At 47.6% G+C, this 23075-nt stretch carries 23 protein-coding genes, 2 tRNA genes and 1 other RNA gene; 5 read left to right on the top strand and 21 right to left on the bottom strand.

Annotated elements, in window-relative coordinates; translation table 11 throughout:
• The first annotated feature begins 5 nt into the window (after positions 1 to 5).
• From K9N75_RS07080 to K9N75_RS07070, 3 genes are all read left to right on the top strand, one after another.
• Positions 6 to 359: a PsiF family protein gene (locus K9N75_RS07080; protein ID WP_004096639.1), complete on the top strand. Its 354-nt coding sequence runs from the start codon at positions 6 to 8 to the stop codon at positions 357 to 359.
• Between the two features lie 207 nt (positions 360 to 566).
• Positions 567 to 1319 carry a 2,3-diphosphoglycerate-dependent phosphoglycerate mutase gene (gene gpmA / locus K9N75_RS07075; protein WP_004096635.1) on the top strand — a complete coding sequence of 251 codons (753 nt, stop codon included), beginning with the start codon at positions 567 to 569 and terminating at the stop codon, positions 1317 to 1319.
• Positions 1320 to 1565: 246 nt separating this feature from the next.
• Positions 1566 to 1988 carry a Spy/CpxP family protein refolding chaperone gene (locus K9N75_RS07070; RefSeq protein ID WP_039187072.1) on the top strand — a complete coding sequence of 141 codons (423 nt, stop codon included), beginning with the start codon at positions 1566 to 1568 and terminating at the stop codon, positions 1986 to 1988.
• A 66-nt stretch (positions 1989 to 2054) separates the two neighbouring features.
• Here K9N75_RS07070 and aroG read toward each other — a convergent pair whose 3' ends face one another.
• On the bottom strand, positions 2055 to 3107 hold the full coding sequence (aroG, locus tag K9N75_RS07065; RefSeq protein ID WP_039187074.1) for a 3-deoxy-7-phosphoheptulonate synthase AroG: 1053 nt from the start codon (positions 3105 to 3107) through the stop codon (positions 2055 to 2057).
• Positions 3108 to 3554: 447 nt separating this feature from the next.
• Here aroG and K9N75_RS07060 point away from each other — a divergent pair, with 447 nt between their 5' ends.
• Positions 3555 to 4208: a CPBP family intramembrane glutamic endopeptidase gene (locus tag K9N75_RS07060; protein WP_039187076.1), complete on the top strand. Its 654-nt coding sequence runs from the start codon at positions 3555 to 3557 to the stop codon at positions 4206 to 4208.
• A gap of 112 nt (positions 4209 to 4320) precedes the next feature.
• Positions 4321 to 5283 carry a CDF family zinc transporter ZitB gene (zitB, locus tag K9N75_RS07055; RefSeq protein WP_039187078.1) on the top strand — a complete coding sequence of 321 codons (963 nt, stop codon included), beginning with the start codon at positions 4321 to 4323 and terminating at the stop codon, positions 5281 to 5283.
• 88 nt (positions 5284 to 5371) lie between these two features.
• On the opposite strand, the gene ygjG is transcribed toward zitB, so the two are convergent.
• The 20 genes from ygjG to odhB form a co-directional block, all read right to left on the bottom strand.
• Positions 5372 to 6772 carry a putrescine aminotransferase gene (ygjG, locus tag K9N75_RS07050; RefSeq protein WP_224452395.1) on the bottom strand — a complete coding sequence of 467 codons (1401 nt, stop codon included), beginning with the start codon at positions 6770 to 6772 and terminating at the stop codon, positions 5372 to 5374.
• Positions 6773 to 7115: 343 nt separating this feature from the next.
• The gene (gene pnuC / locus K9N75_RS07045) at positions 7116 to 7844 is read right to left on the bottom strand and encodes a nicotinamide riboside transporter PnuC (RefSeq protein WP_224452394.1); all 729 of its coding nucleotides are present in this window, start codon (positions 7842 to 7844) and stop codon (positions 7116 to 7118) included.
• A gap of 25 nt (positions 7845 to 7869) precedes the next feature.
• Complete coding sequence (gene nadA / locus K9N75_RS07040) at positions 7870 to 8937, bottom strand: quinolinate synthase NadA (protein ID WP_039187081.1); 1068 nt, start codon at positions 8935 to 8937, stop codon at positions 7870 to 7872.
• Positions 8938 to 9242: 305 nt separating this feature from the next.
• Positions 9243 to 9364: non-coding RNA, RtT sRNA (locus tag K9N75_RS07035), on the bottom strand.
• Between the two features lie 15 nt (positions 9365 to 9379).
• Positions 9380 to 9455, bottom strand: a tRNA-Lys gene (locus tag K9N75_RS07030).
• A gap of 28 nt (positions 9456 to 9483) precedes the next feature.
• Positions 9484 to 9559, bottom strand: a tRNA-Lys gene (locus K9N75_RS07025).
• 180 nt (positions 9560 to 9739) lie between these two features.
• Positions 9740 to 10543 (bottom strand): cell division protein CpoB, encoded by an 804-nt coding sequence (cpoB, locus tag K9N75_RS07020; protein ID WP_130976187.1) that lies wholly within the window; start codon positions 10541 to 10543, stop codon positions 9740 to 9742.
• A 22-nt stretch (positions 10544 to 10565) separates the two neighbouring features.
• A complete protein-coding gene (pal, locus tag K9N75_RS07015) occupies positions 10566 to 11081 on the bottom strand; it encodes a peptidoglycan-associated lipoprotein Pal (RefSeq protein ID WP_008812787.1) in 516 nt (171 codons plus the stop codon).
• A 48-nt stretch (positions 11082 to 11129) separates the two neighbouring features.
• Entirely contained in the window at positions 11130 to 12422 is a 1293-nt protein-coding gene (gene tolB, locus K9N75_RS07010) for a Tol-Pal system beta propeller repeat protein TolB (RefSeq protein WP_008812786.1), read from the bottom strand.
• Between the two features lie 181 nt (positions 12423 to 12603).
• Positions 12604 to 13794, bottom strand: a complete 1191-nt coding sequence (tolA, locus tag K9N75_RS07005; RefSeq protein WP_224452393.1) for a cell envelope integrity protein TolA — start codon at positions 13792 to 13794, stop codon at positions 12604 to 12606.
• A 171-nt stretch (positions 13795 to 13965) separates the two neighbouring features.
• On the bottom strand, positions 13966 to 14388 hold the full coding sequence (gene tolR / locus K9N75_RS07000) for a colicin uptake protein TolR (protein ID WP_004096609.1): 423 nt from the start codon (positions 14386 to 14388) through the stop codon (positions 13966 to 13968).
• Positions 14389 to 14401: 13 nt separating this feature from the next.
• On the bottom strand, positions 14402 to 15076 hold the full coding sequence (gene tolQ / locus K9N75_RS06995; RefSeq protein WP_202209954.1) for a Tol-Pal system protein TolQ: 675 nt from the start codon (positions 15074 to 15076) through the stop codon (positions 14402 to 14404).
• Between the two features lie 5 nt (positions 15077 to 15081).
• Positions 15082 to 15486 (bottom strand): tol-pal system-associated acyl-CoA thioesterase, encoded by a 405-nt coding sequence (ybgC, locus tag K9N75_RS06990; protein ID WP_071603108.1) that lies wholly within the window; start codon positions 15484 to 15486, stop codon positions 15082 to 15084.
• Between the two features lie 146 nt (positions 15487 to 15632).
• A complete protein-coding gene (ybgE, locus tag K9N75_RS06985; protein ID WP_004096604.1) occupies positions 15633 to 15926 on the bottom strand; it encodes a cyd operon protein YbgE in 294 nt (97 codons plus the stop codon).
• Positions 15926 to 16039 carry a cytochrome bd-I oxidase subunit CydX gene (cydX, locus tag K9N75_RS06980; protein ID WP_020303871.1) on the bottom strand — a complete coding sequence of 38 codons (114 nt, stop codon included), beginning with the start codon at positions 16037 to 16039 and terminating at the stop codon, positions 15926 to 15928. Before cydX ends, ybgE begins: the two co-directional genes overlap by 1 nt.
• Before the next feature lie 12 nt (positions 16040 to 16051).
• Entirely contained in the window at positions 16052 to 17191 is a 1140-nt protein-coding gene (cydB, locus tag K9N75_RS06975) for a cytochrome d ubiquinol oxidase subunit II (protein ID WP_004096601.1), read from the bottom strand.
• Positions 17192 to 17205: 14 nt separating this feature from the next.
• Positions 17206 to 18768, bottom strand: a complete 1563-nt coding sequence (gene cydA, locus K9N75_RS06970) for a cytochrome ubiquinol oxidase subunit I (RefSeq protein ID WP_004096599.1) — start codon at positions 18766 to 18768, stop codon at positions 17206 to 17208.
• 790 nt (positions 18769 to 19558) lie between these two features.
• Entirely contained in the window at positions 19559 to 20428 is an 870-nt protein-coding gene (gene sucD, locus K9N75_RS06965) for a succinate--CoA ligase subunit alpha (protein ID WP_004096598.1), read from the bottom strand.
• The gene (sucC, locus tag K9N75_RS06960; protein WP_004096596.1) at positions 20428 to 21594 is read right to left on the bottom strand and encodes an ADP-forming succinate--CoA ligase subunit beta; all 1167 of its coding nucleotides are present in this window, start codon (positions 21592 to 21594) and stop codon (positions 20428 to 20430) included. Before sucC ends, sucD begins: the two co-directional genes overlap by 1 nt.
• Positions 21595 to 21791: 197 nt before the next feature.
• Positions 21792 to 23006: a 2-oxoglutarate dehydrogenase complex dihydrolipoyllysine-residue succinyltransferase gene (odhB, locus tag K9N75_RS06955; protein ID WP_004096591.1), complete on the bottom strand. Its 1215-nt coding sequence runs from the start codon at positions 23004 to 23006 to the stop codon at positions 21792 to 21794.
• Positions 23007 to 23075: the final 69 nt, after the last annotated feature.

Here is a 23075-nt window from a genome sequence, read left to right as displayed (position 1 = left end):
CATCTATGTTTATGCGCAAGGTTCTCCCTTTAATGGCAGGTTTGCTGCTGGCTGGTAGTGCTCTGGCGGCCGATCCTGCATCCACAGAGAGTAAAGCAGTTAAAGCCCCATCAGCGAAACAGCTCGCCCAGCAAAAGAAAATGACTGACTGTAGCCAGCAAGCAAGCAGCCAGTCTCTGAGCGGCGATGCTCGAAAAAACTTTATGAGCACTTGCTTAAAAGCTGAGACCAACCCGACCTCGACCACGCTGACCCCTCAGCAACAAAAAATGAAAACCTGTAACGCCGAAGCAAAAACCAAAACCTTCAAAGAAGGCGAACGTCAAACCTTCATGAGCGATTGCTTGAAGAAAAAATAATTCCCTAAACGCCTCGCACCTTTAGTGGGCGTCACTCGCGAGGCGTTTTTACTGTTTCCCTTTGTTTCTAATCTACCAATAACTTTTTGTGCATACCCATCCCTCCCGAAATTAGCTATGTTTAAACTCAGCTATTGCTGTTTACCCGATGATGGCAATATAATGATAATAGTTATCATTTAATAAATTACTCTAAGGAGTTTCCCCATGGCTGTAACGAAATTAGTTTTGGTACGACACGGTGAAAGCGAGTGGAACAAAGAAAACCGCTTTACCGGCTGGACTGACGTAGAGCTGTCTGACAAAGGACGTGCAGAGGCAAAATCTGCAGGTAAACTTTTAAAAGAACAGGGTTTCTCCTTTGACTTCGCTTACACATCTGTGCTGAAGCGAGCCATTCATACTCTGTGGAACGTTCTTGATGAGCTGGAGCAACAGTGGCTGCCGGTTGAGAAATCATGGAAATTGAATGAGCGTCATTACGGTGCATTGCAGGGGTTAAACAAAGCCGAAACTGCCCAAAAATATGGCGATGAACAAGTGAAACTGTGGCGCCGTGGTTTTGCGGTCACACCTCCAGAGTTGACTAAAGAAGATGAGCGCTATCCTGGGCACGATCCACGCTACGCTAAATTGAGCGAGCAAGAATTGCCAGTGACTGAAAGCTTGGCCACCACGATAGACCGAGTCATTCCGTACTGGACCGATGTGATTAAACCACGCATCGCCAGCGGCGAACGAGTAATTATTGCTGCGCATGGTAACTCTCTGCGTGCGCTGGTGAAATATTTAGATAACCTAAGCGAAGATGAAATTCTTGAGCTTAATATCCCTACTGGCGTACCGTTGGTGTATGAGTTTGATGAAAATCTGAAGCCGTTGAAGCGTTATTATCTTGGCGATGCCGCTGAGATTGCCGCCAAAGCTGCAGCCGTTGCAAATCAGGGTAAAGCGAAATAATCTCGCCTTTTCTGGACAATAAAAAAGCGCCTCACGGCGCTTTTTTATTGTCTGCTGTAATTTAGCCATTCAGATTAAATTTAAACAAGCGTATTCACCATAATGATGAACTTGATAAAGTCATAATTTGAATAACTTATTAACGCTAGGCTATTTACGAGTTAACACAATTCATTACAACACAAACTTGTTAATATATTACAGTATTGCCTACTCTCTTTTTCGACCACTCTTGGGATTATATCAATGAACAAATTCTCTAAAACCGCAATTGCAGTATCCGCTCTCGTTTTTTCTAGCTTAGCATTGGCATCGAGTAATACCGGCGGAAACTCGCAACCGGAAGCACAGCAAGATCCAATGATTCAGCACCTGCATTTGACCCCTTCTCAGGTTGAGAAGATTAAGGCCCTTCGTGCTGAAACCGATCAAAAAATGGCATCTATTGATACCAAAGATATACAGAATGGGCTGCTGATTAATATCATTGATTCAGGGAAATGGGACGAAGCTGCGGTAAAAAAGCAAATTACCGCATTTGGTAAAGCGCAAGAGCAAGCACGCTACTATCGTATGCAGTATTTCTTTAATCTGAGCAAAGTATTAACACCAGAACAGAAAGCGCAGGTCAAAAGCGATTTGGCTCAGGAAATGGAACAGCAACAATAACCAGAGCTATCAGATTTTATTTAGTAAAAAGCCCACAACGTGGGCTTTTATCGTCATGAAGGGCATTTAGCCACGACGCACTTTAACAGCCTGAGCCAGTTGACGCAGCACCGTTTCAGTATCGTTCCAACCAATGCAGGCATCGGTAACACTTTTGCCATAAACCAGCGGCTCAGAGCCTTCCAGATTCTGGTTTCCCTCTTCGAGATGGCTTTCAATCATCACGCCCATGATCGCTTTATCGCCCGCTTTAATCTGGTTGCAGACATCGGTACAAACTTCAAGCTGTTTTTTAAACTGCTTGCTACTGTTTGCATGGCTGAAATCAATCATGATCTGCTCGGCCAAGCCGGCTTTCTTCAGCCCTGCCTTGACTTCCTGCACGTGGGCGGAGCTATAGTTTGGCTCTTTACCACCACGTAAAATAATATGGCAATCACCATTGCCGCTAGTATTCACGATAGCCGAATGGCCCCACTTGGTGACAGATAAGAAACAATGCGCGGCGCTTGCTGCGTTAATCGCGTCTATAGCAACTTTAATAGTACCATCGGTGCCATTCTTGAACCCGACTGGACAGGAAAGCCCAGAAGCTAGCTCTCGATGAACCTGAGATTCGGTCGTACGTGCACCGATTGCGCCCCAGCTCATCAAATCAGCCAGATACTGTGGCGTGATCATATCGAGGAACTCGCCCGCAGTCGGTAATCCAATATCATTGATATCGAGTAACAGCTTACGTGCGATACGTAGCCCATCATTAATCTGATAGCTGCTATCCATATGTGGGTCGTTGATAAGCCCCTTCCAACCTACCGTAGTACGCGGCTTTTCAAAGTAAACTCGCATCACAATTTCTAGCTCACCGTTCAGCTCTTGGCGCAGACTAAGCAAACGCTGAGCGTACTCTTTGGCAGCTTCAACATCATGAATAGAACATGGCCCGATAATCACCAACAAACGATCGTCTTTACCTTTGAGGATCTGATGAATTGCACCTCGAGATTGCGACACCGTCTCTGCTGCAAACACTGTAGCCGGAAATTTTTCTAGCAGGGCAACAGGTGGCAGGAGTTCCTTAATTTCTTTAATACGTAAATCATCGTTCTGGTAATTCATAACTATTCCGTTGGTGTCGAAGGGGATTAATAGACGAATCTCCAATCTAGCCGTTTTACGCAGCGATTGTAAACGGCCTTTGTTCAACAATTTCTTGATTTAAGCCCACTCTAGCCTAGCTAGCCACGGTCACCTCTTCATCATGAGCCACCATTGATGATGATTTTAAACACATTAATCAGCATAAGTGGATATTGAACAGCTTGAGTAAAAGCACGTCCAACAACAAAATTTGTGTCTGACATAAAAATCTTTTCCGCATAAAATAGTTTCATTCGGTTACGAACAATTAGTTGCGCAAAGACTCTTAGCACACCCATTCATAATTATTATTTTTAATGGGATTATTAATTTATAATTCAGCCATGGTTTAAGGTTGGATGCTTGCTTAGTTTTCTATGCTGCATTTATAATCAGATACAAATCTGATAGAGAAAATATCATGCAATGGACAGCAAGAAACTCGATAAAATAGTACAATCTTTTATATGCTTTAGCATTTTTATGCTTTGGTATTTTATTTCTTATGTCGCGTTTTTTCTTAATAACTATAAAGAACTCTATCAAAGTGGATATCTTATTTCATTTATGAGTTTTGCACTTTGGCTTCCTTTATCATATATTGCCATAAGAAAATACTCTACTCACTATAACGATATAAAAATAGGCGGCATCGATACCCAAAGCACACTATTTTTTATAACATTCATCCTTATTCTAAGGGTAATATCCGCTTTTTATGATAAGCCAGAAGCATGGATTGAATCGATTACGACTTATTCAAACTTATCTTTTTTCCTATTTTCAATTTGCGTTTGTTTTTTAGCCCCCATCTATGAAGAGATCGTATTTCGCGGTTTTCTGCTAAATGCATTTCTTCTGTGGGGGCCTAAAGCAAAAATCTGCGGAATCGTACTAACATCGATTTTATTCAGTCTTATGCATACTCAATATAGCTCCCCGACAACCTTTATCGAGCTATTCACTTTTTCTGTCATATTATGCTATGCAAGAATATACAAAAATGGATTACTACTTCCGATGTTACTGCATTTTATTTTCAATTCATTTGCAACGCTATTGTTTATATTAAATCGATAGATGGAAAATATTTTTGACGCACTTTTAGGTAAAAAACATCGCAGAATGTTCCGTATCCACCCGTCCTATGCTTAAACTATAGTTAAAATCCTAAGTGCATTAAGGACAAAAGATGTCAGGTCATCAACATTCTCATTCAACTCAAGGCAGCGATAGTAAACGCTTGATACTGGCGCTAGCCGTCACTGCTATATTTATGGTCGTCGAAGTTATCGGCGGCCTCATTTCAGGCTCGCTGGCCTTACTCGCCGACGCAGGTCACATGCTCACCGACACTGCAGCCCTCTTCGTTGCAGTCATGGCTGTGCGCTTTGCCACTCGCTCTCCCACGCTGAGACACTCGTTCGGTTTCTTACGCTTCACAACGCTTGCTGCTTTCATTAACGCAGCAGCACTTGTTGTCATTGTTTTCATCATTGTATGGGAAGCGGTAAAGCGTTTTATGTCGCCCGAACCCGTGATGGGGGGAACTATGTTGGTGATCGCGATCGCTGGGTTATTGGCCAACATTCTCTCCTTTTGGCTACTGCATCACGGTTCTGAAGAAAAAAATATCAACGTACGTGCCGCAGCGCTGCATGTAATGGGTGATTTATTAGGCTCTGTCGGCGCGATTGTAGCTGCATTAGTTATCATGTGGACCGGATGGACGCCAATTGACCCAATCCTTTCCGTCGTCGTTTCCTGTCTGGTTTTACACAGCGCTTGGGGCTTACTGAAAGAGAGTACGAATGAATTGCTGGAAGGTACGCCTGAAGATGTAGATGTCCCACAGCTACAACGCGATTTATGCCATGAATTTCCCGAAGTCCGCAATGTTCACCATGTGCATATCTGGCAAATCGGCGAACAACGTCTGATGACCTTGCATGTGCGTGTTATTCCGCCTCACGACCACGATGGGCTGTTAGATCAGATCCAACATTATCTCGCAGAGCACTATCAGATTGGACATGCGACCATTCAGATGGAGTTTAACGGCTGCGAAGAACATGATTGCGATCTTATGACCCACGTGAAAATGCCATCTGGACATAACCACTCTCACGGCCATACACACGAACATAACGGATAAGTAAGCAGTTACTCGCTAGTTCAGTTGCAAAGAAAAAGGGAGCCTCATCATAGTATGAGGCTCCCTTTTTAGCGTTATATCATCCCTATCAGGCCACACTCATCGTTGGCTGATGGGTGGGACTCAATGCACGCATAGCCTTTAACGCTTCTTCAGCACGAGTTAGCACTTGCTTACATTGCTCAGCCGTAATGGTTAACGGTGGCTCAATACGAATCGATTTTGAGTTATTGAGCGTTCCTGCAACTAAAACATTGCGCTGGAACATTTCTCGTGAGAACGAATAGCCCACTTCGCTCTTCACAAACTCAATGGCCTGCATCAACCCCTGACCGCGAACTTCCATCATAAACTCAGGATATTGCACCGCTAGACGGCGGAATCCATCCATCAATTGCTGACCACGCTCGGTAGCTTTAGCTGGCAGATTTTCCGTGAGTATTACGTTGAAGGTTGCGAGCGCCGCTGCACAGGATAAAGGGTTACCGCCGAAGGTGGTGGTATGCAGGAAAGGATTATCAAACAGAACCGAGAATACCTTTTCCGTCGCCACCGTAGCACCGATAGGCATAACGCCGCCGCCCAGTGCTTTCGCCAGACATAAAATATCTGGGGTAACATTCTCATGTTCACAGGCAAACATCTTGCCAGTGCGCCCCATACCCGTCTGCACTTCATCGAAAATCAGCAAGGCACCGTATTCGTCGCAAAGCGCTCGAACAGCAGGCAAATAACCTTTCGGTGGCAAAATGACCCCACCTTCGCCTTGAATCGGCTCCAGCAGTACTGCGGCAACATCATCGCCGGTCTTCTTGCATTCGTGCAACTGGGTGCGTAATGCCTCAATATCTCCGAAAGGAACATGGTGAAAGCCTGGCAGCAGTGGCATAAAAGGACGTCGGAAGATAGATTTCGCGGTAGCTGACAGTGCACCCAAGGACTTACCGTGGAATGCGCCAGTCGCTGCGACAAAGGTATATTTTCCATGCGGGGATTGATAAGCCTTCGCCAGCTTCAGCGCAGCCTCTACAGACTCCGTTCCGCTATTGCAGAAGAACGTATATTTGAGATCGCCCGGCGTAATAGCAGCCAGCGTTTTCGCCAACATAGAACGCAGTGGATCAAGGAGTTCTTGGCTGTGCAGAGGCTGCTTTGCCATCTGACTTTCTACGGCGGATATGACTTTTGGATTACGGTGCCCTACATTGAAAATACCGAATCCACCCAAGCAATCGATATACTCGTTCCCCTGAGTGTCGACAAGCGTGTTAAGGCTACTCGCTTGCCATTCTACGGCTCCGTAATCCCCGCCTGCCGTAACCGATTTCCGATATTCAAGGAAACCAGGATTAACGTACTCCTTAAAATTGCTCAATACTTCTTTGTTCAAAGCCACCATTTCATCATGCGTTAGCGACTTCTTTTCAATCCAGTTCAATGCCTGCTGAGTACACTCTAGCGGGTTAAGTACCACGTTTGTTCGAGACAAAATGTGCTCCTGAATTCGTCGACATCACATGACGTCAGTTTAAATATTGCACAAATTGCACCAAATGCAGCCCGCCACTGCATTTCGATAGAAAATAGTTATTTAATAGAACCAACAGGATTAACGCTGTTTAAGAAAATAATTGCTGGCAGAAAAAATCGAGGCTCTAAATAGTCGATTAGCGTGAAATCGCCAGTCGGAGTGTGTGCTCACCATCACAGTGCAAGCATGAACTATAGCAGTGCATTCTAAATCTTGCCCGTTTTGAACAAGCTTTAAACAAAAATTCATAAAAAAATGGCCTGAGGTTTCATTCTCAGGCCATCGTCAAAATAACAGTCGTTTATTCTGCCGCGACGGACAGTGGTTGCGAACCATTTTCTCGCGCGCTTTTGATCCAAAGCCAAGCGCCATTCAGTGCAATAGCGGTGAGGAGCACATATTCCAAAGCCATGACGTAGACGCCCTGCAAAGCAAAAATCACTACGCTTATCACGTCAATGATGACCCAAAGGATCCAATTCTCAACATATTTACGCGTCATCAGCACCATTGCCACAATCGACAGCACCATCATGGCAGAATCCCAGAATGGGAATGCATCAGGCTGTAACTCAGGCAAAACAACATTGAGCCCCAACGCCTGCATCAGCGAGACACTGATTTTGGTCAAAAATGCAAAAACGACGTCAATGTTATAAGTCATAAATAGCAGACAGACGATGGATATCGTCGTCCAAATAGCGGCCGTTTGTCGAGATAACCAGCGGATTTTCAGCTCGGCTTGATTATCGCTGGTTTGTCTGCTCCATGCATACCAGCCATAGATATTGGCTGCGAAAAAGAAAATCTGTAGCAACAGACTCGCATAGAGCTGAATCTGGAAGAAAATCACCGCAAACAGCGACACGTTAATCAGGCCAAACGCATAGTTAATGATTTTCTCTTGGCTGGCATACCAGATACACAGCAATCCGAATAGCGTGCCGACGGCTTCGATCCACGACAGATCATAACCACCTTGCCCCAACGGGATATGTATCATGATGTTGGAAGTGCTTAAGAAATCCATATGTTCCTCACCTTCCTGAGATCAATCAGGCGTTACCTTTAATGTTAAGCTTCAAATCGCTGGCAAACTGCAACATGCGATTCAACGGAATCAGAGCACGCTCACGCAACGCAGCATCAATATGAATCTCGTGATTGCTCCCACCCTGTTCCAATCCCATAGCAATGGCGTGAAGGCCATTCATCGCCATCCAAGGACAATGGGCGCAAGTACGACATGTCGCTCCCTCGCCAGCAGTCGGTGCTTCCAGCAAAACTTTATCGGGACAAGCCTGTTGCATTTTGTAGAAAATACCACGATCGGTAGCCACTATCATTTGTGGATTAGGTAACCGCTGGGCAGCCTGAATAAGTTGGCTGGTAGAACCAACAGCATCAGCCATATCAACAATGCTCTGCGGCGATTCGGGGTGTACGAGAATTGCAGCTTCAGGGTAGAGTCTCTTCATCTGCTCTAGTGCCTGTGTCTTGAATTCATCATGCACAATACACGCCCCTTGCCAGCAGAGAATATCAGCCCCCGTCTGGCGCTGCACATAACGCCCCAAATGGCGATCAGGAGCCCAAATAATTTTCTCACCAAGGCCATCAAGGTGCTCAATCAATTCGACAGCAATACTGGAGGTCACAACCCAATCGGCCCGTGCTTTCACCGCAGCTGACGTATTTGCATAAACCACAACCGTTCGGTCGGGATGAGCATCACAAAAAGCACTGAATTCATCGACTGGGCACCCAAGATCAAGCGAGCATTCTGCTTGCAACGTCGGCATTAGCACGCGTTTTTCAGGGCTAAGGATCTTGGCGGTTTCGCCCATAAAGCGAACCCCCGCTACCAGTAGCGTCGTAGCCGGATGATCACGCCCAAAACGCGCCATCTCGAGCGAATCGGATACACATCCCCCAGTCTCTTCAGCCAAAGCCTGAATTTCAGGATCGGTATAGTAATGGGCGACTAGCACCGCGTTATGCTGCTTCAGCAGTGTTTTGATCTTCTCGCGGTAAAAACGTTTTTCATCTGGAACCAGCGGAGCGGGCTTGGGTGGAAAAGGGTATACCGCAGCATTTGGGTCAAACATCGCGCTATAGCTCATATTGGAGGATTGATCGTTTGGCGAGTATACAACAAATGATTAACACTAGTGAGCATTAATTAGGCTTTTTGTTTTATATACTAAACATTGCTAGCAAATACGAGGGCTAGCCGATCGGGAAAAAGACAAATTAACGATGAAATGTTTAGTATCGAGGATGGCAAGTGGCGCGGATGATTTTTATGCGGGATGACTCGGCTTAGCCTTGCCCTTCGAGTCGTCGCAAGCGTTGCTCAAAATCGTTCACGACAAGTGCACGATATCTTTTTGTAGGGAAATTAAAACTAAGATGATACTTGAAGAAATGGTGGGTCGTGCGGGATGACTCGGCTTACGCCTCGCCCTTCGGGCCGTTGCTTCGCAACGTTGTCTCGCTTTCGCTCGACTCGAACCTTTACGGTTCTCACCCACACGTCTTGCGTATGTTGATCAAACTAATAAATGGTGGGTCGTGCGGGATTCGAACCTGCGACCAATTGATTAAAAGTCAACTGCTCTACCAACTGAGCTAACGACCCGCTGTAGCGGAGTGTAGCGTTCTTCGAATGGTGGGTCGTGCGGGATTCGAACCTGCGACCAATTGATTAAAAGTCAACTGCTCTACCAACTGAGCTAACGACCCATTTCAAAATTTGTTGCCTGAATCACTCTGTTTCAGTTTGTCTGGGCAACGGCGGCATATATTACTCATTTATCAGGACAGCGCAACCAAAAATTTTAATAATCAGTTCAATTGATTGCACTTCGTACGTTCAGGCCCATAAATTAAACAGATCGTCTATTTCTGAGCCTGAAAATACGCTTATAACGCAGCAATACGTTTTTGTGCCTGCTTTGCAGAATCGCTGGTTGGATACTGCTTAATGACCTGCTGATAGACGGCCTTGGCTTTATCGACCTGCCCTTTATCTTGCATGATCACCCCAACCTTATACATTGCCTCAGGCGCTTTTGGTGATTTAGGGTAATTTTTAACGACTACAGCAAAATAATAAGCCGAATCGTCTTTTTTACCTTTGTTGTAAAACAGCTGGCCTAGCCAATAGTTGGCATTTGGCTGATAGGTCGAATCTGGGTATTGCTTAACAAAACTTTGGAAGGCGGTAATCGCCTGATCGTTTTGTTTTTTCACCAGCACCAAATCAACAGCACGGTTATAGTCTGTGTTGGCATCACCGCTACTCGCTGGCGTTTCTGCCGCTGTAGAAGCGGTTGCCGCCGCAGGAGCTGCTGCCGCGCTAGAGTCAGAACCTGTTGAGGTCGAGGCGGCCGGAGCGGCTGTAGCCCCCGTACTGGCACTGCCTTGGCTGTCTAACTGCAAAAGGATCTGTTTTTGACGCTCAACAACTTGATTCAGTTGATACTGACTTTCCTGAATTTGACCACGGAGAGTGTCAATATCACGCTGGTTATCAGAGAGTTGCTGCTGGAGTTGAGAAAATAGTTGACCCTGAGCATTCGTGATACGCTCAAGTGAGGTGACTCGATCTTCAACCGAGCCGGAGCCGACGCTACTGATTGGAGCTTGGGCAATAGCGGCCCAAGGGGCCGCTATTCCAACCAGTAACGACAGACTCAACAAGTGAAGTCTGAAGTTACTGCTCATGCGATACTCGTTTTACTAGCAATTAGTAAACCAGTACGGCACGACGGTTTTTAGCATAGGCTGCTTCGTCGTGGCCCAGTACTGCTGGTTTTTCTTTACCGTAAGAAACGATAGAGATCTGATCAGCACCTACGCCTTTACCTTGCAGGTACATCTTAACTGCGTTAGCACGACGTTCGCCCAGGGCGATGTTGTACTCAGGAGTACCGCGCTCATCCGCATGACCTTCTACAGTCACTTTGTAAGATGGGTTGTTACGCAGGAAAGCAGCGTGTGCGTCCAGCATCTGAGCGTAGTCAGAGCTTACATCGTACTTGTCTAGACCGAAGTAAACGATGTTATTTTTCTGGAGTTCTTGCATCTGCAGACGAGCCTGTTCTTCAGAAGACAGGTTGCTGCTGCCGTTTTCCATACCGTTACCAGCGTTAGCACCCATCGCTGATTGATCGTCGTTCGCATTTTTATGTGAACTACAAGCAGCTACGGCCATAATTGGCAGTGCTAGCATCAGCCCCTTCAGAACTTTGTTCAGTTGCATCTCTTTGATCCTTTTATAATTTGCTATACATATCTTTTTATACATGCATCACAGATACGGCGACCAGGCAGGGAATTTCACCTGACCATCGGTTGCCGGAAGACGCGCTTTGAAACGCCCGTCGGTCGAGACTAGCTGCAACACGGAACCCAGTCCTTGAGTAGAACTATAGATAACCATGGTACCATTTGGCGCGATACTCGGCGTTTCGTCTAGGAACGTGCTGGTCAAAACTTGATTCGCATTCGATCCGAGATCCAGTTTAGTGATGTGCTGTGAGCCGCCGCTTGTGCCAACCATGACAAGGAACTTGCCGTCAGAACTTACGTCGCCATCCTGATTCTGAGAACCTTCCCAGGTCAGACGCTCAGGCGCACCACCATTAATATTGACTTTATAAATCTGTGGACGTCCACCCTGGTCAGAAGTAAATGCCAGATTTTGGCTGTCCGGGAACCATGAAGGTTCAGTGTTATTGCTACGGCCATCAGTCACCTGACGAATAGCACCTGAGCCCAGATCCATAACATACAGATTCAGACTACCGCTTTTCGACAATGCAAACGCCAGTTTGCTACCGTCTGGAGAAAACGCTGGGGCACCATTGTGGCGTGGGAACGACGCGACCTGACGGATAGCTCCGTTAGAAAGAGTCTGAATCACCAATGCTGATTTACCGCTTTCGAAGGTTACGTAAGCCAGTTTGCTACCGTCTGGAGACCATGCCGGAGACATCAACGGCTGCGGTGAACGGTGAACGACGAACTGGTTATAACCATCGTAGTCAGCAACGCGCAGTTCGTATGGGAACTGACCGCCGTTGGTCTGAACAACATAGGCAATACGCGTGCGGAATGCACCTTTAATACCGGTCAGCTTTTCGAACACTTCATCGCTGCTGGTATGAGCCGCATAACGCAACCACTGTTTGGTCACTTTATACTGGTTCTGAGACAGCACGCTACCAGGGTTACCAGAGGTATCAACCATCTGATATGAAACCACATAGCCACCGTCAGCGCTTGGCTGAACCTGACCAACCACGACGGCATCAATACCTAATGCTGTCCAAGCGGCTGGAGTCACTTCAGCAACGGTCGTTGGCTGTTGTGGCATACGGTTAGTGTCAATCGGATTGAATTTACCGCTGTTACGTAAATCAGCAGCCACAATTCCACCAATATCTTCAGGAGCAGAACCCGGCCCCATCCATTTGAAAGGCACTACACCAATTGGGCGAGCAGTATCCACACCCTGAGTAATCACTATTCGGACTTCCGCGTGGAGCACACTGGCCCACAGGATTAACAGCCCCATCGCTACACGAAACGCCTGCTTCATCATATCTCCCTTATCTGACCCCGATGGCCACGATAATTTAGCAGAATTTTAACAAACCAACGCACACAAAACTACATATTGCCCAGTAGAACCATCATATAATTCCGAAACTTTACGTACACTATATGCTGCTTTACTTGGGCTTTTTCTAATGCACTGTTATTCAAACAAAACCAGACAATCAGTTCGGTTTAAAATCAACAGGCGCATTTTTAAATATCTGGTAAATGGCGTCACTTGGCGGCTTAGGATATTTCGCCATTCTCGCTGCTGCAACTGCAGCCTGACAAAGCGCTGGGTCTCCACCTTCAGAAGCCACGCTTAGCAGCATGCCGTCTGACGCGAGCTTAATGCGCAGGTTACATACTTTTCCGCTGAAGCTTGGATCCGTATGAAACTTGCTTTCAATCGCCGCTTGGATCTGTCCAGCATAGTTACTAATATCAGCACCGGAAGCCCCACTCGTTTTACTATTACCCTTGCCTGCTGCGCCAGCTTTACCGGCACTCCCAGAGGCACCAGCCGCGCCACCACCCTTCGGTGCGTTTTTGCCGTCAGCGAGGCCATCAAACAGGTCGTCAACGCCCTCTGCTGCTTTCGCTGCGGCAGCATCGGCCTTTTTCTTGGCATCGGCAGCTTTTTTCGCATCAGCTGCAGCTTTAGCTTCAGTATCTGCTTTAGCCTTAGCCTCTGCGGCAGCTTGTTTTTTCGCTTCAGCAGCAGCCTGTTTTTTGGCTTCTTCAGCGGCTTTTTTCGCATCAATAGCCGCTTGTTTTTTTGCTTCAGCTTCGGCCTGTTTTTTTGCCTCTGCTGCCGCTTTCTTAACTTCCTCTTCCGCCTGTTTCTTCGCAGCTGCTGCGGCGAGGGCGGCTTCTTTGGCGGCCTCCTGCTTCACTTTAGCGGCAGCTAAAGCAGCCTCTTTCTTAGCTTCTTCCGCTGCTTTTTTTACTTCTTCAGCAGCTTGCTTTTGTGCTTCCTCTGCGGCCTTCTTGGCATCTTCGGCCGCTTTCTTAGCATCTTCCTGAGCTTGAATTCTCTCTTTCTCTAACGCTTTTAAGCGCTGTTGCTCTTCAGCCTGCTTTTGTTGTAATTCTTCAGCCTGCTTGTCGGCTTGTTTCTTACGCTCTTGTTGTGCACGGCGAGCATCACTTTGCAGTTGCTGCTGACGATCATTATATTCTTTAACCATTGCACCGGAATCAACCATGACTGCGTCAATGGCAGATCCACCGCCACCGCCGCCGCCAGCACTTATCGTTGAATCCTGCATCATTGAGCCCCAGACTAATAATGCTATCAGGACGATATGCAAAATGATTGAAACGATGACGGAGCGATTTAGCTTATCGTTTTTCTCAGATGCGTTTACCACGATTCAGTTTCCAAGAGCCAGTATCCCGGAGCCGGTTTCTAAAAGCTCAGTTAAACAAATTGAGTGTTAAAAACTCACTGCGCAAAACGCAACACGCAGCCTATAAACAGGCTGCATGCTAGCGCTTTCATACAGGAATTCCAACACGGATTTTACGCTTTTTTCGTGTATTTAAATCGGCTGCGTCATTAAGCCAACAGAGGCTACACCAGCCTGATGCAAAAGATTCAGCGCTTTTATAATTTCATCATAAGGCACATCTTTCGCTCCACCGATCAAAAATACCGTTTTCGGGTTGGCTTTCAACTGGGATTGCGCTTCTGCAACCACCTGCTCTGCCGGAAGTTGCTCCATACGATTGTGATCGACAACAACCGCATACTGCCCTATCCCCGAAACCTCAACGATAACCGGAGGATTATCATTGGTGCTTACCGTTTTTGAATCCGTTGCGTCCGGTAGATCAACCTCAACGCTCTGAGTGATGATTGGCGCCGTTGCCATAAAAATCAGCACTAGAACTAACAACACGTCCAGCAATGGAACAATGTTGATCTCAGATTTGAGCTCGCGACGGCCACTTGATCTCGCCATGCTAACCTCCTACTTATTTAGATTCGGTAGCAAAAGCCTGACGGTGCAGAATGGCAATGAACTCTTCCATAAAATTGGTGTAATTCTGTTCAAGCTTATTCACACGCTGATTCAGACGGTTGTAGGCCATAACCGCAGGGATTGCAGCAAACAGACCGATTGCCGTTGCAATCAATGCTTCTGCGATACCCGGAGCAACCATTTGTAGGGTTGCCTGTTTTACAGCACCCAAACCAATAAAGGCATGCATAATCCCCCAAACGGTACCGAACAGACCGATATACGGGCTGATTGAACCCACGGTACCCAAGAACGGGATATGTGTTTCCAAACCTTCAACTTCACGATTTAATGAAATACGCATTGCACGAGTCGCACCTTCAATCACGCCATCCGCTGCGTGGCTGTTAACACGGTGCAAGCGCGCAAACTCTTTAAAACCGGAATGGAAGATTTGCTCAGAGCCAGTCAAGCTATCACGACGAGTTTGGCTTTCCTGATAAAGGCGCGATAGCTCGATCCCAGACCAGAATTTATCTTCGAAAGCTTCAGCATCACGCGTCGCCGCATTCAAAATGCGGGTACGCTGGATGATAATGGCCCAAGAGGCGATAGAGAAGCACACCAGAACCAGCATGATAAGCTTTACCAGCAGGCTCGCCTTCAAAAATAAATCGAACATGTTCATGTCAGTCACTGCTTAAACTCCGCGACAATAGACTTGGGAAGCGCAATAGGCTTCATTTGGTTTTGATCGATGCATGCTACCAACACATCTGCTTGGCTTAAAATTTTGCCTTGCGAATTAATGATACGTTGGGCAAACGTGAGAGAAGCCCCTCGTATGGCGGTAATTTCGGTTTCTACCTCCAGCATGTCATCCAGACGTGCAGGCGACAGATACTCAACCGTCATGCGACGGACAGCAAAAGCGACATGCTCACTCAGCAATTGTTGCTGACTGAAATTATGTTGGCGCAGCATCTCTGTGCGCGCTCTTTCATAAAAGGCGACGTATCGTGCGTGATAAACCACGCCCCCGGCGTCCGTGTCTTCGTAATATACACGCACCGGCCATCGGAACATCATAGTACTCACTCTACATCTCAGAAATGCAAATTAACGCGGTTACTATACGCACTTGAAAACAGGTTGGGAATGGGGGAGGTAGATGAGAACGAAAATAATTATGGATCCGCCGTGGACCCATAATTATTTTGCAGATTTACTAACCGTTCTTGACGTTAACTGAAGAAATGTAACAAACCGGCAAGCAAAATAATCACAGCAGGCAACGGAGAGAAAACCGCTTTCCATAGACTGCGGTGGGGGCGGAAACCGACGCCGTGAATAACCCCAGCACAAACCGCCCACATAATCAGAAGTCCCTGCCAGATCTCAAGCTCGCTAGTCTTTGCAGCAAAACGCGATGGGTCCCAAAAAACACAAAACGCCACCACTAATGCTAAGACCAGTGAAAGGGCCCGAAGCGGGCCCTTGTCCATGATCTGATAGAGCTTATCAGATAAGTTAGCCATTACTCGGCGTCTTTCGCCGTTGCCTTGGCTTCGCTGTTTTCAATCGCCATCGCAGTAATGATCGCGAAGAAACAAGCCAGAAGCGTTCCTAAAATCCAGGCAAAATACCACATGGTTGTCGCTCCTTAATAAAGTGTATGCGTGTTTTCTTCGATGTATTTTTTGTCCAGACGGCCAAACATCTTGTAGTAACACCAGATGGTGTAAAGCAGCACAATCGGAACAAAAATAATCGCAACTACGGTCATCACTTGCAGAGTCAACAAGCTAGACGTCGCATCCCACATGGTCAGACTCATGCTTGGGTTGGTGATAGAAGGCATCACGAACGGGAACATGGTCACACCGGCAGTCAGAATCACACAGGCAATTGTCAGAGAAGAGAACAGGAATGCCCAGCCCCCTTTCTCAACGCGTGAGCACAGCGTAGTCAACAACGGCAGCACCACACCCAAAGCAGGCAGAGCCCACAGGATCGGATACTTGTTGAAGTTCAACAGCCATGCACCAGCCTGATGAGCAACTTCCTTACGCAGTGGGTTAGACTGCGCAGCGGTATCAATCGCAGAGGTAATCACATAGCCATCAATACCTTTAACCAGCCATACACCAGCCAGCAGGAAAGCAATCGCCATCACCAGAGAACAGATCTGCGCCGCAGCACGAGAACGTAAATGGATCTCGCCGGTGGTTTTCATCTGCAGATAGGTTGCGCCCTGCGCCAGCAGCATCGTCAAGCTCACAACACCCGCCAACAAACCAAATGGATTCAGCAGTTGGAAGAAGTTACCGGTGTAATACAAACGTAGGTATTCATCGATGTGGAACGGAACACCCAACAACAGGTTACCGAAGGCTACACCGAAGACTAACGCTGGAACGAAGCTACCGATAAAGATGCCCCAGTCCCACATGTTACGCCAGCGAGTGCTCTCAATTTTAGAACGGTAATCAAAGCCCACCGGACGGAAGAACAATGAAGCCAGAACCAAAATCATCGCCACATAGAAGCCGGAGAACGCTGCCGCGTACACCATTGGCCATGCAGCAAACAACGCACCACCAGCAGTAACCAACCAAACTTGGTTACCTTCCCAGTGAGGGGCAACCGCGTTAATCATAATACGGCGTTCGGTATCAGTCTTACCGATGATACGAGAGAGCACACCTACCCCCATATCGAAACCGTCAGTGACTGCGAAGCCAATCAGCAGCACACCCACCAGCAGCCACCAGACAAATCGCAATACTTCATAATCAAACATAGCGTGGACTCCTGTTAGCGCGCTTCTACTGCATTCGTCTGTTCAAAATGATAACGACCGGTCTTCAGGCTGCTTGGACCCAGACGAGCGAATTTGAACATCAAATACATTTCTGCGACTAAGAACAGCGTGTACAGACCGCAGATAAGAATAATGGAGAACAGCAGATCGCCCGTTGTCAGTGAAGAGTTCGCCACCGCAGTCGGCAATACTTCACCGATAGCCCATGGTTGACGACCATATTCAGCAACAAACCAGCCCGCTTCACAAGCAATCCAAGGCAATGGAATACCCAGCAGCGCCGCACGGTGCAACCAACGTTTTTTACCTACGTTGCCACGAATTACCGTCCAGAAGGACAAAGCAATAATCAGCAACAGCGCAAAGCCACATGCCACCATGATACGGAATGCGAAATACAGTGGAGCAACTTTAGGAATAGAATCTTTAGTTGCAGCCTGAATCTGCTCTTCGCTAGCCTGAGATGGGTTGTCGGTATAGCGTTTTAGCAACATACCGTAGCCCAAGTCCTGCTTGGCTTTATTGAATTCGTTACGCACAGCTGGATCGGTATTGCCGGTACGCAGCTCCTGCAGCAATTCATAGGCTTTCATACCGTTACGGATACGAACCTGATGCTGAGCCATCAGCTCTTTCAGGCCAGTCACTTGCTGATCGAGCGAACGGGTCGCGATCAGGCCAAGAGCGTAAGGGATGTGAATGGCATATTCGTTCGTCATGGTTTCCTGATTAGGAATACCAAACAGAGTGAATGATGCTGGAGCCGGTTGAGTTTCCCACTCAGCTTCAATAGCTGCCAGTTTGGTTTTCTGCACGTCACCCATTTCGTAACCGGATTCGTCACCCAGCACGATAACAGACAGTGATGCAGCCAGACCAAACGCCGCCGCAATGGCAAAGGAACGCTTAGCAAATGCGAAGTCACGGCCTTTCAGCAGATAGTAAGAGCTGATACCTAGAATAAACATGGCGCCAGTGACATAGCCCGCAGAAACGGTGTGCACAAATTTCACCTGAGCAACTGGGTTTAATACCAGCTCAGAGAAGCTCACCATTTCCATACGCATGGTTTCGAAGTTGAAATCCGAAGCGATTGGGTTCTGCATCCAGCCGTTAGCAACCAAGATCCATAGTGCGGACAGGTTAGAACCCAGCGCGACTAACCATGTTGTTGCTAAGTGCTGCACTTTGCCCAGACGATCCCAGCCAAAGAAGAACAGACCAACAAAGGTAGATTCAAGGAAGAACGCCATCAGACCCTCGATCGCCAGCGGCGCACCGAAGATGTCTCCAACGTAATGGGAATAATATGACCAGTTAGTCCCGAATTGGAATTCCATGGTTAGACCCGTGGCAACCCCAAGTGCAAAGTTGATACCAAACAACTTGCCCCAGAACTTGGTCATATCTTTATAAACTTGCTTGCCAGTCAGGACGTATACCGTTTCCATGATGGCCAATAAGAACGCCATACCTAGCGTCAATGGCACAAATAGGAAGTGATACATCGCCGTTAAGGCAAACTGTAACCGTGACAGTTCGACAATATCCAACATCTTGACTCCTTGCTCCTCGCAGGAAGACTCCGACTTGCGGCAACACGGCTTCCGTTCGAGTACGGAAGTCACATAACTACCAGCAGTGAATGCCCTTCAACAACAAATTGGAACCTCCCCCAATTCCCAGCAGCCTACGCTTTCCAAAACTTCGCTATCGACGTTGAGCAAAATCCACTCCATCAGCATAGTTCAGAAAACGTTTGCAACGAAAAACCGAAGGAAGATAACAAATATAACAATAAAAACGACTCAGTATTACAGACGGGTAAATAGTACCCCGCCATTCCCACACAATAAATAGGTATTTTCGTGTTAGGAATTAGATTTGTGTAGTTAGGTCACGTTTTAGGCAAATGCTTATAATCACCCAAAATTGATCTACAGCAAGATTAGCAAAACACTCTGTTTAAGGCACTATTTCTGGCATTTTTTTATAGTAATTTCATTGATCTATGTTAAGTAAAAGTATCATAAACGCATTCATGGTTACTTATTGTTAACTGATTGTTATTTATTCTATGCGCTGTTTCTTTTACGTGATTTTTTATTTTCATACCCTCTCATTTTGAATAACAGAGTAATAAACCTGAGTGACAAATAGTCAGCATACAAGAACGAAAGGTTACGCAAATCAGAGAGACGTTAATGACAGAAGAGGAAAGATAGGTGGACAGGCGCAGCATAAAATAGCGCAGATAAAAAAGGGCCACCGAAGTGACCCAATATGTCGAAACACTATGTTTCATTTAATTTTCGCAGGAGACAAACCATCAGGCTTGCTCAAGACTCAACGCAAAACTGTTTTTACCGCGTTGCCAATTTCGGCCAAGCTACGAACGGTTTTCACACCTGCGGCTTCTAGCGCAGCAAATTTCTCGTCGGCAGTACCTTTCCCACCAGCGATAATTGCACCAGCATGTCCCATACGTTTGCCTTTAGGCGCGGTCACACCAGCAATGTAGCCAACAACGGGCTTAGTCACATGATCTTTGATATAAGCCGCGGCGTCTTCTTCTGCGTTACCACCGATCTCACCAATCATCACGATAACTTCAGTTTGTGGATCTTCTTGGAACAGCTTCAGGATATCAATGAAGTTAGAGCCAGGAATGGGGTCGCCGCCGATACCGACACAGCTTGACTGACCAAAACCAATATCCGTCGTCTGCTTAACCGCTTCATAAGTCAGCGTACCAGAACGAGAAACGATCCCGACCTTGCCCGGCAAGTGGATATGGCCCGGCATGATACCGATTTTACATTCGCCTGGGGTGATGACGCCCGGACAGTTCGGCCCAATCATGCGTGCGTCGCTTTGTTCCAGCTTCGCTTTCACAACCAGCATATCCAGCGTTGGAATACCTTCGGTGATACAGATGATCAGTTTAATCCCAGCATCAATCGCTTCCAGAATAGAATCTTTGCAGAAAGGTGCTGGAACATAAATGACCGATGCCGTTGCACCAGTGGCTTCTACCGCTTCACGGACGGTGTTAAATACAGGCAGCCCCAAATGTTCGGTGCCTCCTTTGCCCGGCGTAACACCGCCGACCAATTTAGTCCCGTAGGCTAACGCCTGCTCAGAGTGGAAAGTGCCCTGACTGCCGGTAAAACCTTGGCAGATCACTTTGGTATCTTTATTAATTAAAATGGACATTATTTCCCCTCCACGGCAGCAACAACCTGCTGCGCAGCATCCGTTAAGCTTTTCGCTGCTATAATATTCAAACCGCTGTCAGCCAGTTTCTTCGCCCCCAGCTCGGCGTTGTTACCTTCCAAACGCACGACCACAGGGACATTAACCCCAACTTCAGCCACCGCCCCGATGATGCCGTCGGCAATCAGATCACAACGCACGATACCACCGAAGATGTTGACCAGAACCGCTTTCACTTTCTCGTCAGACAGAATAATTTTAAACGCCTCAGTGACGCGCTCTTTCGTAGCACCGCCGCCAACGTCGAGGAAGTTCGCCGGTTCGCCGCCATGTAGTTTAACGATATCCATGGTGCCCATCGCCAGACCCGCGCCGTTAACCATGCAACCGATGTTACCGTCCAGAGCTACGTAGTTCAGTTCCCACTGAGCCGCCTGAGACTCACGCGCATCTTCCTGAGAAGGGTCACGCATTTCACGCAGTTCCGCCTGACGGAACAATGCGTTACCATCCGCGCTCAGTTTTCCGTCCAAGCAAATCAAATCGCCCTGCTTGGTGATCACCAGCGGGTTGATTTCGACTAAAGCCAGATCGCGCTCAAGGAACAGCGTCGCCAGGCCCATAAAGATTTTGGTGAATTGACCCACTTGTTTGCCGGTAAGACCCAGTTTGAATGCCAGCTCACGGCCTTGATAAGGCTGTGGACCCGTCAATGGATCTATCGCCGTCTTATGGATTAAGTGTGGCGTTTCATCGGCCACTTTCTCAATTTCCACACCACCTTCGGTCGATGCCATGAAAACAACGCGACGCGTTCCACGATCGACAACCGCACCAAGATACAGTTCTTTATCAATATCCGTTGCGCCTTCAACCAGAATCTGATGCACCGGCTGACCCAACGCATCCGTTTGGTAAGTCACTAAACGCTTACCTAACCAGTTTTCTGCAAAAGCACGGATCTCTTCTTTAGACTTAACCAGCTTAACGCCGCCCGCTTTACCGCGGCCACCAGCGTGAACCTGACATTTCACCACCCACGGACCTGAACCGATTTTGGATGCTGCTTCTTCTGCTTCGCGAGGTGTGGTGCAGGCATAACCGACCGGTGCCGGTAAACCATACCGAGCAAACAGTTGTTTGGCCTGATATTCGTGTAGATTCATGATGTTCTATCCATTTTGTCGCCGAGCCTGCTAGGCTATTACGCTTGTCATTTTGTGGTTGGGCTGTGTTCGAATTTCTCCGCGCTGCCCGCCCGCAAACTGCTTACGCTCATCACGCCTATCATGACTGGCTCTTATTTTAGGTAAGAGGCCCACCGAAGCAGGCCATTGCATAGCAATGCCAAATATTTTGTTACTTAGACGTCCAGCAGCAGACGAGCCGGATCTTCCAGCATCTCTTTCACCGTCACCAAGAAGCCTACGGATTCACGTCCGTCGATCAGGCGATGATCGTAAGACAGAGCCAGATACATCATGGGTAGGATCACCACTTGGCCATTGACCGCCATAGGACGATCTTTGATAGCGTGCATGCCCAGAATCGCGCTCTGTGGTGGGTTGATGATCGGTGTAGACATCAGAGAGCCAAATACGCCGCCGTTGGTAATGGTGAAATTACCGCCGGTCAGTTCTTCAACTTTCAGTTTTCCGTCACGGCCTTTTACTGCGAGTTCTTTAATATTTTTCTCAATGTCAGCCATGCCCAGCGTATCAACGTTACGCAGCACTGGAGTGACCAGACCACGAGGCGTAGAAACCGCAATGCTCACGTCAAAATAGTTGTGATACACCACGTCTTCGCCGTCGATAGAGGCGTTCACTTCTGGATAGCGTTTCAAGGCTTCCAATACGGCTTTGATGTAGAAGGACATAAAGCCCAGACGCACACCATGGCGTTTTTCGAAAGCTTCGCCATACTGCTTACGCATGTCCATGATTGGCTTCATGTTCACTTCGTTAAACGTCGTCAGCATAGCGGTGCTGTTTTTCGCTTCCAGCAAACGTTCGGCCACACGCTTACGCAGGCGGGTCATCGGCACGCGTTTTTCGGTACGCGCACCCAGCGGTGCGGCAACAACTTCGGGCTCAGCAGCTTTGGCTGCTTTTGGTGCCGCAGAAGCTAAATGCTTATCAACGTCTTCACGGGTGATACGGCCACCGACGCCGGTGCCTTTAATATCGGCCGCGTTCAACGAGTGTTCGGCCAACAGACGACGAATCGCTGGCCCCTGCGCATCGCTGCTCCCTTCTTCCAGAGCCGCTGTGTGACGAGATGAAGGCGTAGATTCAGAAGACTGGGCTTTATCGGTGGTAGGTTTGCCGGATACATCCGCAGGGCGCAGGCGCCCCAACAACTGGCGAGAAAGCACGGTCGCACCCTCTTCTTCCAGAATCGCATCCATAATGCCGGCTTCCGGCGCTGGCACTTCCAGAACAACTTTGTCGGTTTCGATTTCAACGATAACTTCATCACGAGCGACGGTATCGCCCGGTTTTTTGTGCCACGTTGCAACCGTAGCGTCGGCAACGGATTCAGGTAGGTCAGGGACCAGAATTTCTACGCTACTCATGCTATATCCTTTTTTATAACCAATTTTTTGCAGAACTGGGCGCTAATGCGCCCAGACTTTCTTTTGAGC

This window comes from Hafnia paralvei (assembly GCF_020150375.1).
GTDB classification, from domain to species: domain Bacteria; phylum Pseudomonadota; class Gammaproteobacteria; order Enterobacterales; family Enterobacteriaceae; genus Hafnia; species Hafnia paralvei.
This window is presented reverse-complemented; position numbering and strand designations above follow the sequence as displayed.

Coding starts and splice junctions, on each gene's coding strand:
- K9N75_RS07060 (WP_039187076.1), top strand. CDS start 3,555: ATGGACAGCAAGAAACTCGATAAAATAGTACAATCTTTTATATGCTTT.
- pnuC (WP_224452394.1), bottom strand. CDS start 7,844: ATGGATTTCTTAAGCACTTCCAACATCATGATACATATCCCGTTGGGG.
- K9N75_RS07070 (WP_039187072.1), top strand. CDS start 1,566: ATGAACAAATTCTCTAAAACCGCAATTGCAGTATCCGCTCTCGTTTTT.
- pal (WP_008812787.1), bottom strand. CDS start 11,081: ATGCAACTGAACAAAGTTCTGAAGGGGCTGATGCTAGCACTGCCAATT.
- cpoB (WP_130976187.1), bottom strand. CDS start 10,543: ATGAGCAGTAACTTCAGACTTCACTTGTTGAGTCTGTCGTTACTGGTT.
- ybgE (WP_004096604.1), bottom strand. CDS start 15,926: ATGGCTAACTTATCTGATAAGCTCTATCAGATCATGGACAAGGGCCCG.
- aroG (WP_039187074.1), bottom strand. CDS start 3,107: ATGAATTACCAGAACGATGATTTACGTATTAAAGAAATTAAGGAACTC.
- cydA (WP_004096599.1), bottom strand. CDS start 18,768: ATGTTGGATATTGTCGAACTGTCACGGTTACAGTTTGCCTTAACGGCG.
- sucD (WP_004096598.1), bottom strand. CDS start 20,428: ATGTCCATTTTAATTAATAAAGATACCAAAGTGATCTGCCAAGGTTTT.
- cydB (WP_004096601.1), bottom strand. CDS start 17,191: ATGTTTGATTATGAAGTATTGCGATTTGTCTGGTGGCTGCTGGTGGGT.
- sucC (WP_004096596.1), bottom strand. CDS start 21,594: ATGAATCTACACGAATATCAGGCCAAACAACTGTTTGCTCGGTATGGT.
- nadA (WP_039187081.1), bottom strand. CDS start 8,937: ATGAGCTATAGCGCGATGTTTGACCCAAATGCTGCGGTATACCCTTTT.
- zitB (WP_039187078.1), top strand. CDS start 4,321: ATGTCAGGTCATCAACATTCTCATTCAACTCAAGGCAGCGATAGTAAA.
- cydX (WP_020303871.1), bottom strand. CDS start 16,039: ATGTGGTATTTTGCCTGGATTTTAGGAACGCTTCTGGCTTGTTTCTTC.
- tolB (WP_008812786.1), bottom strand. CDS start 12,422: ATGAAGCAGGCGTTTCGTGTAGCGATGGGGCTGTTAATCCTGTGGGCC.
- odhB (WP_004096591.1), bottom strand. CDS start 23,006: ATGAGTAGCGTAGAAATTCTGGTCCCTGACCTACCTGAATCCGTTGCC.
- tolR (WP_004096609.1), bottom strand. CDS start 14,388: ATGGCGAGATCAAGTGGCCGTCGCGAGCTCAAATCTGAGATCAACATT.
- gpmA (WP_004096635.1), top strand. CDS start 567: ATGGCTGTAACGAAATTAGTTTTGGTACGACACGGTGAAAGCGAGTGG.
- K9N75_RS07080 (WP_004096639.1), top strand. CDS start 6: ATGTTTATGCGCAAGGTTCTCCCTTTAATGGCAGGTTTGCTGCTGGCT.
- tolQ (WP_202209954.1), bottom strand. CDS start 15,076: ATGAACATGTTCGATTTATTTTTGAAGGCGAGCCTGCTGGTAAAGCTT.